The sequence below is a fragment of the Candidatus Clostridium helianthi genome, from assembly GCF_045310795.1.
Classification (GTDB): domain Bacteria; phylum Bacillota; class Clostridia; order Clostridiales; family Clostridiaceae; genus Clostridium; species Clostridium helianthi.
Genome location: NZ_JBJIAB010000038.1, coordinates 38,253 through 53,402, shown reverse-complemented (window position 1 = coordinate 53,402; position 15,150 = coordinate 38,253). Strand labels below are relative to the sequence as shown.

Sequence of the window (15,150 nt, the reverse complement as noted above, 5' to 3'; positions counted from 1 at the left end):
TCCTATTCGAGAAATTTGGATTCACTGTAGAAAATGTTGTTGAAAAGGCTATTAATGTAGCAAAGAAATAGATGTTAAAGTAATCAAATCTACGATACAGTGTAAGCTAAGCGTTCAAATAAGACTATAATGTAAAAAATATTATGAGAAATATATAAGAAAATTTAAGGATATTATTAATGAAGCTGCTACTGGTAAAAAAAGAATTTTTGCCTGTAGCAGTTTTTTTAAAACAACTTGTTTTCTAAAAAAACAAATACCTAAAAAGTAGTATGTGTTCCTAAATTATAAAAAATATATAAAGTGGTTACAGTATATGATATATTGAATTCATAGTAATCAACTTATTTTGATTAAAAAATTTATGTTAATAATAAAAAGATAATGTGCAATGGAGGGTTTTATATGTTTCATAAGAAATTAAAAGATTTCCCAAAGAATTTTTTATGGGGAGCTTCAACATCAGCTTATCAAGTAGAAGGTGCTTATAATGAAGATGGAAAGGGATTATCCGTTCAAGATACAAAGGAACCATTTCCAGGAACACCAGATTTTAAGGTGTCTAGTGATCACTATCACCATTACAAAGAAGATGTAGCATTATTTGCAGAAATGGGATTTAAGACTTATCGTTTTTCAATTGCATGGACTAGAATAATACCAAATGGAGTAGGGGATGTAAATCCAAAAGGAATTGAATTTTATAACAATTTAATCAATGAACTATTATCACACGGAATAGAACCGCTAGTTACTATGTATCATTTTGATTTACCTGATGCTCTTCAAAGAGAAGGTGGTTGGTCAAATAGAAAGACTGCTGATGCATTTGTAAATTATGCAAAAGTATTGTTTGAAAACTTCGGTGATAGGGTTAAATATTGGCTTACAATAAATGAGCAGAATATGATGATACTTCATGGAGGGGCAATTGGAACTGTAAATGATGGAGTAGAAAATGTTGAAAAAGAATTATATAAACAAAATCATCATATGATGCTTGCACAAGCGCAAACAATGAAGTTATGCCATAATATGTGCCCAAAAGCGAAAATAGGGCCTGCACCTAATATAAGTTCAATATATCCAGCAAGTTCAAGACCAGAAGATATATTAGCGGCTAGTAACCAATCATCTATAAGGAATTGGTTATACTTAGATATGGCTGTACATGGTAGGTACAATCCAATAGCGTGGAGCTATATGGTTGAAAAAGGAATCGAGCCAACTATTGAAGATGGAGATATGGAAATATTAAAAGGTGGAAATCCAGATTTCATAGCATTTAATTATTATTGTACAGGAACAGCAGAGGAAAGTAAGATTGATGATAAAGAAGTTTCTACTCAAGGTGGAGATCAACAAATTGCTGTAGGAGATCTAGGGGTTTACAAAGGAGCTTCTAATCCGAACTTGGAGAAAACTCAATTTGGATGGGAGATTGATCCTATAGGATTTAGAAATACTTTAAGGGAAGTTTATGAAAGATATAATTTACCTATAATAATTACTGAAAATGGATTAGGTGCTTATGATAATGTTGAAGAAAATGATACTATAAATGATGATTATAGAATTGATTATTTAAGAAAACATATTGAACAGGCTAGACTTGCTATAACTGATGGAGTAGATTTGATTGGATATTGTCCATGGTCAGCTATAGATCTTATAAGTACTCACCAAGGTTTCAAGAAAAGATATGGCTTTATATATGTAAATAGAGATGAATTTGATCTTAAGGATTTAAGAAGAATAAGAAAGAAGAGTTTCTTCTGGTATAAAAAAGTCATCGAAACTAATGGAGAAGAAATTTAGTCAAAGATAATTAATATAATATTAGAATAATAGTATTAAAAAATAGATACTAATATAAATGAAATATACCAAAGTGTAAGAAATTTCACTTTGGTATATTTTGCTTTTATAATATAGCTGTAAGGAATTTTTATAAACATAGCCTTAAAAGTTTTTTTCAAATACTGTATACTTAAATTAAAAGAACTTTGATTGATAATATAATGAAGATAAATTATAGTATCCACAAAGTCATAAAATGCTAACTAGTATAGTGTTTTAAATTTTAAGACAACAATATATTTAAGTATGTGTGAATGTAAAAAAGCTAGTTATAAAGGAAGAGGTTGATTAAATTATGTTTAATTATGAAATTATCCAGAGTTTAAACGATTTAGAGTTGTCTCTATACAGATATATAATGAAGAATATTGAAAAAGTTGCCTATATGAGAATTAGAGAATTAGCTGATGAAGCACACGTCTCAACAACTACTATATTAAGGTTTTGTAAAAAGTTGAACTGTGAAGGATATTCGGAATTTAAAGTGAAATTAAAATTGTATCTTGAAGAAAATGAAAGTACTAAAGTAAATAATGATACATCTATAATAGTCGATTTTTTCAAAAAATTAGATAATAGCGAGCTTGATAGAAAATTAAATGTACTTTGCGATTTAATAAAGAAAGCAAGCAATGTAGTATTTATAGGAACGGGAACATCCGGAATACTGTGTAAATATGCAGCTAGATATTTTTCATCAATTGGTAAGTTTTCTATGTACATCGATGATCCGTATTTTCCAAGAAATTATAAGTTATATGAAGATTCAATAATAATAGCAATGTCAGTTTCAGGTGAAACACGTACGGTTATTGATTATATAAGTAATATAAAAAGAGAGAATACTACGCTTGTAAGCATAACAAATAGTGAAAATTGTACAATATCGAAAATATCAGATCTTAATATATCGTATTATGTCCAACAAGAAAGACTAGGAATTAGTGATATAACAACACAAATACCTGTATTATATATTATTGAAAGTATGGGAAAAAGGCTACATAATAAGTTTATAGTAGATTCTTCTGATTATTCTAAGTAAAACTTTAATATCCCTATAAAAGAATGTGTTTATTCTTTTATAGGGATATATTGGTATTAAAGTTTACTTTGCAATTCAGGAGCTGAATTTGATAAAAGATTCATCAAATAGCATATTTCATCATCTGATATTTCTACTTTATATTTGCTAGTTATAAAGTTCAAATTTTCTTTTATTATATTATATAGATTTATATTTTCTTCTAGATAGTTCTCTTTTTGAGGATAAACAGCTGGATTATCTTCATTTCTTAATCGTCCTATTACAAATGATAAATGGAGAATAACGCCAACCATATTTTCATCAGATAATTTAATTAAGAGTTTCTCTTGTAATATATTCAAAAATAGAGTCACATCTTTATAAAGTTCAACACCATCTATATTATATATATTTTCCTTTATAATTTTAGGTAGATTAATCATAGTTAATTTTGAATCAATTATACTTTGTAATTCTTTTAATACATTCATGTTAAATACTTCGTACATTGTATATTGTTTTATAGGTGAATCTACAGGAAAAGATGAAACTATAAAAAGTACCTCATTTTTTTCTTGAAGATTAATTATTTTTTGCTTGAAGTATTTTTTATCTAAGCAGTTTAGACAAACGACTTCAAAATAATCTTTATCTAATCTAAGATTACTTAGTAAGAAGTTTTTAATTGCAATAGCAGCTCCCTCACCAGTTAAGCATGCAGTTACTATTAAAACTTTATCAGAATCGCTAGAAGGATTACTTATATTTTTATGTATTTCTACATAAGAATTTACCATAAGAACATCATTATATATTTCGTCTAGTGATGATCCAATTAGTGCTTTTCGTGCTGCTTCTAAAACGTGTAAAGTTGAAACAAGAGATATCACTTTAATGTCTACTTGAAATTCCTTTTTTATAACATCTGCAAAAGTTGTTAAAGACCCCATATCTACCAATAAGAGATAACCAGCAGAAGTTGGATTGTCCTGAATACCAATCTTAAGGCTTTCTAATACTTTTGATGGAGCAACATCTATTGGAGCGTTTATTGGAATTATATAGTTTTCTCCAAGTAGTCTGTTAGAAACATCAGCCATTGAAGTTGCAGTTGATTCACCATGAGCAATTAGGATAACTTTTACTTTATCTTGAGATTTATCGTTAAAAGTATTATCTGGTATCAAGAATAATGTTAAGTATCCAGCTTCATCTATTGGAATTGATTTATTAATAGTGTTTTCTATGATCTCCTTAATCTCTAGTGCAACAGCAAATTCAGAAGGATAAAGATCTTTTATTCTATTTAAATTAGTGTTTATTATTATCTTGTCGCTGTTTATTCTATTAATTAATGTGTTTATATGCAGAGCAAAAGCCGTATATAAATTACTATCAAAAATTACAGGAAGCTTTCGAGTTATATGACTTACTATACTATCAATACATTTTAATGTATCTTCATCAATAATGGTTAATAAGTTTTGTTTGCTTGTTTCTTCGGAAACTTCAGAGTTATTTTTATTGAAATGTTTGGCTATATCTTTCTCAAGAATGTTCTCAATATCAATATCTGAAATTTCTAGAGACTTAAGCTTTTCAAGTTTACTTTCTATAAAATCGTAAATAGTATTATCTCCATTATTAAATATAGTGTTTGTATCTTCATTAGAACCATTAAATCTGAAATATTCAATTTCTTCACTCATAAGTTTATTCCATAAAACTCTATGTTCTTTCTCTTTATAAAGACCTTCTTTAATATAAGGAGGCAGTATTTTACTATGGATTCTTACGTCGCGTCGTATATTAGTTAAGTATTCAGAGTATGCTTTTGCACAAAGTAGCTGAACGTCGCTTTTCAACTGACCAATATTATTAGGACAATCATAAGAAAGTAATGCTCTAAGAGAGTTTAAAGATACATAAATCTCTTTATTTAAACGGATACTTTCATATTTGAAGAAACTTTTAATTAAAAATAATCTTTCATCTAAAGTTCTTTCTTTAAGAGAAGGAATATTAATAACAAGAGGAATTCTTCTTGTAAATGTGTTTAATAAAGCAGAATTTGGGTCTTCTGTTGTAGCTGAAATTATTAATACATCTGATTTTCTGGTTTCTGAATCCCCAATACGTCTAAAAGTACCTGTATCTAAAAATATGAATAGAGCTTCCTGCCCTTCAGGTGGCAATCTGTGAATCTCATCTAAAAATAAAATACCACCATCAGCCTGTTCTATTAATCCGACTTTGTCAGATTCAGCTCCAGTATACGCACCTTTTTTTACACCAAAAAGTTGAGAAGTTAATAGTTGTGGGTTATTAGTATAATCTGCACAGTTAAACACTATAAAAGGAGAATCTTCTGTTTTTACCTTCATTTCCAATGCATAATTGTGCATAAGAGATGCGAACATAGACTTTCCTACACCAGTAGCACCTAATATTAAACAATTCATACCTTTAGGTGGATATAGTATAGCTGCTTTAGCCTGTTCCACAGAATCTTTAAGAGAAATATTATTTTTAGCTAACAAATCTAACTGAGATTCATTGCTTTGAATCTTATTTTCAGCAAGAAAAAATAATACTGGTCTACCTGATGATTTATACAATTTACCTTCCTTACAAAGTTCATTTAGTTCATGGCTTAAATTAGCTCTAGTCATATTAACTAGAGGCGCTAGTGTTTTAGTATCTATTCCATCTGGAGAATTTAGCTGGAGAAGTTTTTGGTAAATCAAATCTTTTTTAGCCATTATATGTCCTCCTATATAACTAAAAATATTATAGCTACTATAAATAGATTAAGCATTTTCATACACTATGCTGAAAACACTATAGTAAGTAGACTATTATAGTAAAATTATTTATTATCAAACATTGTTTATTTAGTGTTTACATACAGTTTTAAAATTAATCAAACACTATATATAATTATAAAACACTAAGTGTATTAAGTAAACACATATCATAAAATAAATAAAATATATAACTTTTATTATAAAAATGATATAACTTTTGTGTAAAATTATATTGTCTATTTTTATTATAAGTGTTGATATATAGGAACGATCCGATAGTATGTAAAATTTAAACAGCAAAAAAATTAGAAAAAAATTTAAATATTTAATAGTGTTTGGCACAGGTATTGCTATATATATTGGCATGAAGCAATAAAGCATCAAGTAAAACTTTATTCAGTGGGAGTTTAATATATCTTCTGAATTTTAGTTTAACTTATCCAGAAGTATGTAGCCGTTAACTATATTACGGATACTATCTATTGGATAAATTGGAGGAGGAGTACAAATGGATCAATTAGAAATGGCAATAATGAATATTATAATCAATGCAGGAGATTGTAAAAATCATGCTTATATGGCTCTTAGTTTAGTAAACGAAGGTAAGTATGAAGAAGCTGAAAATGAAATGCAACTAGCAAATGATGCGTTAGGAAAAGCGCATGATGCACAAACAGAAATGCTTCAAAAAGAAGCTTCTGGAGAAAAAGTAGAGTTATCAGTTTTATTTGTTCATGCACAAGATCATTTAATGACATCTATATCAGAAAAGAATCTTATTGAACAAATTATAGAATTAAGAAAAATTGTAAACACTTTAGTAAAATAAAAAATTGAAGCTTGGAAAAGTAAATAGACAAGCTATATTTTGTAAATACTATAAAAATAAAATTCGCAAGTAACTTTAAAATTAACACAAAACTATATAAAGGTATAGAACATATTAAAATTTATAAAAGTTAAATCAAGGAGGAAAAAATATGGTTACAATCAAATTATTCTGTGCATCAGGAATGTCAACAAGTGTTTTAGTTAATAAGATGAAGGAGGCAGCTAAAGCTAAAGGTGTTGATGCAGAAATTATAGCATTTCCAGAATCTCAAATGGATAGACATTTAGATAGTATGGATGTTGCATTACTTGGGCCACAAGTAGGATATACTTTAGGAAAAGCAAAGAAACTTTGTGAACCACATGGCATTCCAGTAGAAGTAATACCAATGGTTGATTATGGAATGATGAATGGAGCTAAAGTTTTAGATCTAGCATTAAATCTTGCAAAAAATAAATAATTGAAAAATTAATTATTTTTATAAACTTAACGAATAAGAAATAATTTGCAAAAATAAACAGCATTTGTAGTTTTACATGATTAAGTAAAAATACAAATGCACATATAAAGATATATCTAATCGATTAACTTATATTCATATGTTATATGAGGAAAGAAAACCTTTAACAACAATTATAGGAAAATCAAAATAAATATGTAAGTTTATAAGTAATAATAGCAAATTTTTATTTGTAATTATTCATATTATAATCACAATTTAGTTATAAGGGGGAAATTTATTATGTCACTCAATCAAACACTGAACGAAAAAGTAGTGCCAGCGGTAATGAAATTCGTTAATCTTAAAGGTGTTCAAGCATTAAAAGATGGTATGTTATTTACTTTACCATTAAATATTGTTGGATCTATATTCTTATTAATTGCTTGCTTCCCAGTAAAAGCATTTACAGATGGTATGGCTAGCGCTTTTGGACCAGGTTGGAATGATCCGTTATTTAAATTACAGCATTCAACAATGGGTATTATGGCAGTGGTAGCTGTTATAGGTATGACTTATGTATACTGTAAAAATGAAGGTCTTGAACCTTTTTCACCAGCAGTAATTGCTTTAAGTGTATTCTTAACTGTAACAAATGATTTTGTTATGTTTAAAGCTACACCTGATGCAACTCCAATTCAAGTTGGTGGAGTTATTCCACAAGACTGGACTGGTGGATCAGGTATGATTACTGCAATTATTGTAAGTTTAGTTGTTTCATTTGTTTATTGCGCAATGGTAAAGAAAAATATTACAATCAAGATGCCAGAAGGTGTACCTCAAGGTGTTGTTAATGCATTCTCAGCATTAATTCCAGCTACAGTTATATTTATAGGTGCAACTGTTGTATATGCGGTATGTAAGTTTGGATTCAATACTTCTTTTGTAGAAATTATATATAAAGTTGTTCAAACACCATTACAAGCTGCATCAGATTCACTTCCAGGAGCTATACTTATTGCTTTTGCTGTTCCATTCTTATGGTTCTTCGGAATTCATGGAGGTATGACAGTATCAGGTATGGTAGGTGCTTTATTAACTGCTAATACTGCAGCTAATGCTAAATTACAAGAAGCAGGGACTTTAGATCTTGCTCACGGAGCTCATATAGTAACTCAACAATTCTATGATAACTTCATTAACTTAGCAGGTAGTGGTCAAACACTTGGATTTACTATATTATTATTAGTACTTGCAAAATCTGCTCAATATAAACAATTAGGTAGATTAGCACTTCCAGCTAACTTATTTAATATTAATGAACCTGTATTATTTGGTACTCCAGTAGTAATGAACCCAATAATGGGTGTACCATTCATACTTACTCCAGTAGTAAATGCAATATTACTTTATTTTGCAATTGCAACAGGAATACTTGCACCAATGGGTGGAGCATTACCACCTTGGACAGTTCCAGCTGTATTCTCAGGATTAATAATTGGTGGTCCTAGTTATGCTATAGCTCAATTAGTATTCCTACTTGTTGGAATGGCAATATACTTCCCATTCTTTAAGAAAGTTGATGCTATGTCATATGCTGATGAATTAGCAGCACAAAAACACGAAAATAGCGCTCAAGCGTAAATCAAATTAATTAGCCCTATTATTAACAATTTAAAATAAATCTAAAAACTCTAACATTTTTAATTATTGAAATTATGATTTCTGCAGTAGCAGAAGCGCAATGAGAGAATAATTGAAATGTTAGAGTTTACTCAGTATAACTTTGAAAAATAAATGATATAATATGTTAATAATCAAAGTATAAGAAAGAATTACTAAAAATTAAATTAAGATAAAGTTATTTTTTCAAAAGATTAAATAGGAGTGAGGTAGAAAGATGATATTAATAAACTGTGCATTAAGACAAGACGATATAATAAATATAGTAGAAAATATTGAAGTTGAGAATGAGAAAGTATTTAAATTTGTTAGAAAAGAAGGGATTAAGATACTTTTTGAGTGCAGCCTTAGTGATCAACAAAATGCTGCTGCAATTGCAAAACAATCAATAAAAGATACTGAACTTGGAAAAGTATTATATTTTGGAGTTAGTGTACAATAAAAATTAGATATAGTTTAATTATTTATATTGTAGATAAAAAGCATTTTCTTATAGTTAAGAAGATGCTTTTTATTAGTTCTATATAATTTGCTTAATTTCGAGTTGGTGAAATTATTTTTTGATAATTAAAATAAATTTAGTGATTAAACAGTTCTTGGAAGTGTTCAAACACTAATCACAATTATATACTTTCATCTAAACACTGGACAATGTTACCAAAACTCTAATAAGAATAATCAAACTCTTATATTAGATATTGATTATATTAAGTAAACATATAAAATGTTAATTATAATTTGAATGCATAAAATCTCTTGTAAACGTTTTTAAAAATCTAAGGTTAGGATTAATATAGATAATATTAATATATTTAAAATAATGTCTACTAAAAAGCAGAATAGTGTTTGGCACAATTTATGCTATGCAATAGAATAAAAGGAAAAATATTCTAAAAGACATTGAATGGGGGAGTGTAGAGTGGAAGAGTTAGAAATGGCAATCATGAACATTATAATAAACGCTGGAGATTGTAAAAATCATGCGTATATGGCACTTAACAATGTAAATGAAGGAAAATACGAAGAAGCTGATAAGGAAATGCAATTAGCAAATGATGCATTAGCAAAAGCACATGATGGGCAAACAATGTTCCTTCATAAAGAAGCAAATGGTGAAAAGATTGACATGTCAGTTTTGTTTGTGCATGCACAAGATCATCTAATGACAGCAATAACAGAGAAAAACTTAATTGAACAAATAATCGAACTAAGAAAAGTGGTAAATACATTGGTTAAATAATTAACAAAGAGATTAAAATTTCATAAGTACATTTATTCAAAGTTTATATAAATAAATTTATATTTCAGGAGGAATGAACCATGGTAATAATTAGATTATTTTGTGCAGCAGGAATGTCAACAAGTCTTTTAGTAAACAAAATGAAGGAGGCGGCTAAGAATAAAGGGATAGATGTAGATATTGAAGCTTTTCCAGAAAGTCAAATGGATAAAAATATAGAGGGAGTTGATGTTGCATTATTGGGTCCGCAAGTTGGATATACATTAAACAAAGCAAAAAGGATATGCGAACCTAAAGGAATACCTGTGGATGTTATACCAATGGTTGACTATGGAATGATGAATGGGCAAAAAGTTTTAGACTTTGCCTTAAAGCTAGCAGGAAAATAGTTAAAAAGTTTTTACAATATCATTTTTTATAAATTATCTAATAGACCTTGTTAATTTATATTTATTAATTTTTAAGGAGGAATTATTATGTCATCATCTGGGACAACTTTAAACGAAAAAGTATTGCCAATAGTTATGAAGTTTGTTGGTTTAAAGGGAGTTGTTGCATTAAAAGACGGTATTTTATTCACTTTACCATTAACTTTGGTAGGATCGGTATTTTTATTGCTAGCGCAATTGCCATACCAACCGTTAAATGATTGGCTAAATGTTACATTAGGTGCAGGGTGGACTGACCCGCTGTTTAAAGCAAATGGGGCAACTTTTAACATGATAGCACTTGTTGCAACAATAGGAATAGCATACACTTATGCTAAAAATGAAGGTCATGAACCTTTATCAGCAGGAATAATATCATTTGTAGTATTTATATTAACAACTAGCTCTTCAGTAACTACTAAAAGTGGAGAAACAGTAGGTGATGTCATACCAACAGCATGGTGTGGTGGAAAGGGAATGGTTACAGCAATTATAATAGGATTAATAGTTGGAGCGGTTTATTCATGGTTTATGGCAAATAAGATTACAATAAAGATGCCTGATGGCGTACCACAGGGAGTTGTAAATTCGTTTGCAGCATTAATACCAGCAGCAGTTATAGTGCTTGGAGCAACAATAGTTTATATGATATTTAAATGGGGATTACAAACAACATTTATTGAATGGATATATAAAGTACTTCAAACACCATTACAAGGTATGACAGACTCATTAGGTGGAGTTTTAGTCATGGGATTTTTAATTCCATTCTTATGGTGGTTTGGTGTTCATGGAGCAACAATAGTAAGCGGTGTAATGTCAGGAATATTACAATCAAATACCTTAGATAATGCAGCTATAGTTACAAGTGGAAAAGAATTAACAATAGCAAATGGAGCTCATATAGTAACACAGCAATTTCTTGATCAATTTATGACAGTAACAGGATCTGGTATGACAATAGGTTTAGTAATATGTATGTTATTTTTTGCAAAATCGGCACAATGCAAACAATTAGGAAAACTCGCAATAGTACCAGGAATATTTAATATAAATGAACCAATTACATTTGGAACACCAATAGTAATGAATCCATTTATGGCAATTCCATTTATAATTACTCCAATGCTATCAGGCACAATACTTTATTTTGCAATAGCAACAGGAATAGTTCCACCATTTGGAGGGGTAATGGTTCCATGGACAACTCCGGCGCCAATATCAGGACTTTTGACAGGTGGAGTTAGAACAGCAATATTACAGTTATTAGTATTAGCAATGTCATTCTTCGTTTACCTTCCATTCTTTAAGAGACAAGATAGTATAAATCTAAAAAATGAATTGGCAGCTCAACATGGTGATAATATTCAGGCATAAGAATTATTAAATAATATTATTATGACAAGGAAAGATTAAAACTTTAGGTAATTAGAATTTAAGCTTATCATTTGTAAAAAAATACAAATGATAAGCTTTTTTAAAATTTGAGTTAATATTAAGATTTACTAGCTGCTGGTTCTACATTCCAATTATCTTTAGTAGAATATACTGAAATTCCATCAGGATTATTGCTTGTCTCATATATGTTGACACCACATGTAGTTAGAACATTGTAAGATTCATTAGTAGTGCTAATAGATTCTTTAGCTCTAGAAATTATTCCTACAATTGGGTTAACATATCCGATAAATGGATACGATGAAGATGTTGGATTTCCATGATGAGGAACTTTTAATACATCAACTTCTTTTCCATCTAAGGCTTTTCTACTAAGAAAGTCGTTTTCTGCGCCCCATTCAATATCTGCAGCAAATAATTCTTGAAGATCATGATAATTCAAATAAACAAGAGCAGAGTTATTGTTTAGCAATGTATATTCTTGGTAAGGGTTAGCTGCTTCAAAGCTTGGATAATCCTTATCAGCATGAACAAATTGTAAAATATTTTCGCTATCAATATATGATTTTGGTTCAGCTGTAACTAAAGGTACTCCGCTTTTCTTTATAGCATTCATTGTTTCTGTATATACTTCATAATCATGTTTCATAATTTCTTTTTCACTGGCACTAGAAGTAGTATCATTTATACTTGTAAAGTCTTTCATTTCAAAGTATTTAGGAACCAATATTTTTCCGACATTAAAGTTTTTTAGCAAATCAATCACTCCACCAATGTGATCTGAGTGAGGATGTGTAAGCACTACGTAATCTACAACTCCTTTTCCATTAGAAGTTTTGCTAGTGTTAGATTCAGTAGCTTGTACACTACTACTAGTAGTAGTAGATTTGAAAAAATCTTTTTTTAGGTTTTGACTATTTAAAAAGTCTATTAATGTTTCGCTAGTTGTTGTATCACCAGTATCTATTAAGACAGTTTCTCCATTAGGTAATCTTATAAATGCACAGTCAGCATTGCCTACATTTAAATGGCGTACAAATAAATAGTCTTTATCATCTTTATCTGAACCTTGGTAGTAACCATTTGAATTAAAATCTTCCATAGTTCCGTTTAAATAAAGCTTTCCAGTGGCAACAGAACCATCGGATTTTATGTAATATTTGTGATTTCTAGAATTAACCCAAGTATTTACAACCATTATTCCTTTGTCATCAGAATAATATTCTTTATTTTTATAATAATAAAGACCTTTTTGAAGTTGTCCATCATCGTTAAAGAAATACCAATTATTATCTATTAATGTTTTATGAGTAGCCATGTGGCCATATTGATCAAAATAATAAGTATCCCCATTTATTTTTTGCCATCCAGTTTGCATGGCACCATCTTTATCCGTATAGTAGATATTATTATCATAAACCCATCCAGTTTGCATTATTCCATCTTTATTGAAGTAATACCAGGTTCCGTCTATCTCTTTCCAGCCAATTACTACTGAAAAATCACTATCTAGATAATATTTATCATCATAGCTGTTATCTTTAGAGGTTATATCAGGATTAACATCTTTCTCCATGAACCATCCAGTTTTTGCGAGAACTTTATCATTAACTATATAGTATTTTTTAGAATCAATAGTTTTCCATCCATATGGAATAGACACTTCTTCCTGCTTATTCGGTACAGAAGTTGCATTGTTATTATTATCTGTATCTTTTTTTGAATCTTTCTCTGATTCGTTGTTTGAAATGCTTGTACTAATATCTTTGTCAGTATTTTTTGAAGAATCTTCGTTTGTTGAATTATGTAAAGTTGATTCATTTGTTTTTTGAGAAATTTCATTTGTTTGCTGTTCAGCATATACTATTGTTTCTGTAAAAAGATGAAAAGATAAACAGATTAGAAAGAATAGTATAAAACTTTTAAAATATTTTGTCATCATTATCTTTTAACACTCCTTAAATTCAATACAAAATATTATAACACATAATCAAGCAAATTTTAAGCCAAGTATCGGGATTTATTCCGCATTATGTAAAATTAAGAAAAAATTTTTAGAGGTAATAGAAAAATAACAAGTCAATATGTTAGCTTATTTTACCTAGTGTTTCGCACAGATATTAACCTAGTAGTTTTCTATGGGATTAATATCATTCACTGTGTAACACAAAATATACATCGCATTTTGGACTTGTTATTTTTAAAAATATTTATTTACTAAAACAAAATATGAATAAAATAATTCTCTTGTTATTTTTTAACCTCTTAATATTATTTTATATAATTTAGGATTGATTTTAAATATAGAAAACAAAATTATCCAGTGAAGTTGTTTTTTATCGCTTTGAATATAAGACTTATATGTTTCCGATACTTTTTGGTTAATCAAGGTTAAATATTCAGTATTATTTTCAATATTATTAGAACATTCAAAATAACAATTTATAAGCTTAAATAAATACCATTTTAATGTTTTTGAATAGATTTCTTCATTATTTATATTTTTAATGAACTTAACTTTTTCATCGTAAACATCTATTATATCTAACCTTTTTTTATTAAACTTGCTTGTAGTTATACTGTTAGGAGTGATCCTATAATAGTACAAAGGCCTATTAGTATAAGTGATTTTATTAGCTTTATAATATAATTTATATGTAGTGCCTTCATCCTCATGAATTTTGCCTACAGGATAAGAAATATCTTTAAAGAGTTCTCGTTTATAGAGTTTATTCCAAGCTACTACTGTTTGAGTATATAAGCCATTATAGAAGTTATTTAGGCTTTCGATATTATTGTAAGAATTAATAATATCATTATCTATATGAGGTATTGAGTCATTGCTATTAGCTGTTTTAAAAAAATCGCAACATGAAATATCAGAATTATTTTCCTTTAGCAATTTTAACAAAACTTCATACATAGTTTTATCTAACCAGTCATCGCTGTCTACGAAACCAATATAATTTCCTCTAGCTATCTCAAGGCCAGCATTTCTGGCAGAACTTAGACCATTATTTTTCTTATGTATAACAATTATTCTATCATCCTTTTTAGAGAATTCATCACATATCTTTCCGGAATTATCCAATGAACCATCATCAACTAAAATAATTTCAAGATTTTTTTCAGTTTGATTTAAAATGCTATCTATACATTGAGGTAAATATTTCTCAACATTATAAACAGGCACAATAACACTAATTAAATCTTTAGTATTTTCCATAATATATTCTCCAATCTTTTACTCAGGTTAAAATTTGCTCTATAGATGGTTAAGCTGTAATAAATTATAACATATTAAGGCATAATTTAGAATTAATAATCTGTAGAAGGTATTGTAATAGAAAATTAAAAGTCAATATTTAATATGTATTATTGAGTTTTATGACTACATTGATATAATAAAAGGTAGATATGTATTAAAGGAGAAAAA

12 protein-coding genes are annotated in these 15,150 nt (G+C 28.6%); 9 read left to right on the top strand and 3 right to left on the bottom strand.

The features are described 5' to 3' along the window. The first annotated feature begins 405 nt into the window (after positions 1 to 405). Both ACJDTP_RS21955 and ACJDTP_RS21950 read left to right on the top strand, forming a co-directional pair. Positions 406 to 1,818, top strand: coding sequence for a glycoside hydrolase family 1 protein (locus tag ACJDTP_RS21955; protein ID WP_023976463.1), 1,413 nt, complete (start codon positions 406 to 408; stop codon positions 1,816 to 1,818). A 337-nt stretch (positions 1,819 to 2,155) separates the two neighbouring features. Next, positions 2,156 to 2,905: a MurR/RpiR family transcriptional regulator gene (locus tag ACJDTP_RS21950; protein ID WP_171779526.1), complete on the top strand. Its 750-nt coding sequence runs from the start codon at positions 2,156 to 2,158 to the stop codon at positions 2,903 to 2,905. Between the two features lie 56 nt (positions 2,906 to 2,961). Here ACJDTP_RS21950 and ACJDTP_RS21945 read toward each other — a convergent pair whose 3' ends face one another. After that, positions 2,962 to 5,649: a sigma-54-dependent transcriptional regulator gene (locus ACJDTP_RS21945; protein WP_039769869.1), complete on the bottom strand. Its 2,688-nt coding sequence runs from the start codon at positions 5,647 to 5,649 to the stop codon at positions 2,962 to 2,964. Between the two features lie 553 nt (positions 5,650 to 6,202). Between ACJDTP_RS21945 and ACJDTP_RS21940 the strand changes: the two genes are divergently transcribed. The 7 genes from ACJDTP_RS21940 to ACJDTP_RS21910 all read left to right on the top strand — a co-directional run bounded on the left by ACJDTP_RS21940 (position 6,203) and on the right by ACJDTP_RS21910 (position 11,693). Then, the gene (locus ACJDTP_RS21940; RefSeq protein WP_012060795.1) at positions 6,203 to 6,523 is read left to right on the top strand and encodes a PTS lactose/cellobiose transporter subunit IIA; all 321 of its coding nucleotides are present in this window, start codon (positions 6,203 to 6,205) and stop codon (positions 6,521 to 6,523) included. A 151-nt stretch (positions 6,524 to 6,674) separates the two neighbouring features. After that, positions 6,675 to 6,986 (top strand): PTS sugar transporter subunit IIB, encoded by a 312-nt coding sequence (locus ACJDTP_RS21935; RefSeq protein WP_012060794.1) that lies wholly within the window; start codon positions 6,675 to 6,677, stop codon positions 6,984 to 6,986. A 282-nt stretch (positions 6,987 to 7,268) separates the two neighbouring features. Next, positions 7,269 to 8,609: a PTS sugar transporter subunit IIC gene (locus tag ACJDTP_RS21930; protein ID WP_023976461.1), complete on the top strand. Its 1,341-nt coding sequence runs from the start codon at positions 7,269 to 7,271 to the stop codon at positions 8,607 to 8,609. 256 nt (positions 8,610 to 8,865) lie between these two features. Beyond that, on the top strand, positions 8,866 to 9,090 hold the full coding sequence (locus tag ACJDTP_RS21925; RefSeq protein ID WP_012060792.1) for a hypothetical protein: 225 nt from the start codon (positions 8,866 to 8,868) through the stop codon (positions 9,088 to 9,090). 477 nt (positions 9,091 to 9,567) lie between these two features. After that, positions 9,568 to 9,888: a PTS lactose/cellobiose transporter subunit IIA gene (locus ACJDTP_RS21920; protein WP_017211270.1), complete on the top strand. Its 321-nt coding sequence runs from the start codon at positions 9,568 to 9,570 to the stop codon at positions 9,886 to 9,888. A gap of 80 nt (positions 9,889 to 9,968) precedes the next feature. Continuing rightward, positions 9,969 to 10,277 (top strand): PTS sugar transporter subunit IIB, encoded by a 309-nt coding sequence (locus tag ACJDTP_RS21915; protein WP_023976460.1) that lies wholly within the window; start codon positions 9,969 to 9,971, stop codon positions 10,275 to 10,277. A gap of 87 nt (positions 10,278 to 10,364) precedes the next feature. Continuing rightward, positions 10,365 to 11,693 (top strand): PTS sugar transporter subunit IIC, encoded by a 1,329-nt coding sequence (locus ACJDTP_RS21910; protein ID WP_039769878.1) that lies wholly within the window; start codon positions 10,365 to 10,367, stop codon positions 11,691 to 11,693. A gap of 118 nt (positions 11,694 to 11,811) precedes the next feature. Here ACJDTP_RS21910 and ACJDTP_RS21905 read toward each other — a convergent pair whose 3' ends face one another. Next, positions 11,812 to 13,656 (bottom strand): MBL fold metallo-hydrolase, encoded by a 1,845-nt coding sequence (locus ACJDTP_RS21905; RefSeq protein ID WP_406762482.1) that lies wholly within the window; start codon positions 13,654 to 13,656, stop codon positions 11,812 to 11,814. A gap of 315 nt (positions 13,657 to 13,971) precedes the next feature. Further along, positions 13,972 to 14,940 (bottom strand): glycosyltransferase, encoded by a 969-nt coding sequence (locus ACJDTP_RS21900; protein ID WP_406762481.1) that lies wholly within the window; start codon positions 14,938 to 14,940, stop codon positions 13,972 to 13,974. Positions 14,941 to 15,150 lie beyond the last annotated feature (210 nt).

Bases quoted from the DNA above. Each gene is read 5' to 3' on its own strand.
- ACJDTP_RS21955 (WP_023976463.1), top strand. From the start codon at position 406: ATGTTTCATAAGAAATTAAAAGATTTCCCAAAGAATTTTTTATGGGGA.
- ACJDTP_RS21950 (WP_171779526.1), top strand. From the start codon at position 2,156: ATGTTTAATTATGAAATTATCCAGAGTTTAAACGATTTAGAGTTGTCT.
- ACJDTP_RS21945 (WP_039769869.1), bottom strand. From the start codon at position 5,649: ATGGCTAAAAAAGATTTGATTTACCAAAAACTTCTCCAGCTAAATTCT.
- ACJDTP_RS21940 (WP_012060795.1), top strand. From the start codon at position 6,203: ATGGATCAATTAGAAATGGCAATAATGAATATTATAATCAATGCAGGA.
- ACJDTP_RS21935 (WP_012060794.1), top strand. From the start codon at position 6,675: ATGGTTACAATCAAATTATTCTGTGCATCAGGAATGTCAACAAGTGTT.
- ACJDTP_RS21930 (WP_023976461.1), top strand. From the start codon at position 7,269: ATGTCACTCAATCAAACACTGAACGAAAAAGTAGTGCCAGCGGTAATG.
- ACJDTP_RS21925 (WP_012060792.1), top strand. From the start codon at position 8,866: ATGATATTAATAAACTGTGCATTAAGACAAGACGATATAATAAATATA.
- ACJDTP_RS21915 (WP_023976460.1), top strand. From the start codon at position 9,969: ATGGTAATAATTAGATTATTTTGTGCAGCAGGAATGTCAACAAGTCTT.
- ACJDTP_RS21910 (WP_039769878.1), top strand. From the start codon at position 10,365: ATGTCATCATCTGGGACAACTTTAAACGAAAAAGTATTGCCAATAGTT.
- ACJDTP_RS21905 (WP_406762482.1), bottom strand. From the start codon at position 13,656: ATGATGACAAAATATTTTAAAAGTTTTATACTATTCTTTCTAATCTGT.
- ACJDTP_RS21900 (WP_406762481.1), bottom strand. From the start codon at position 14,940: ATGGAAAATACTAAAGATTTAATTAGTGTTATTGTGCCTGTTTATAAT.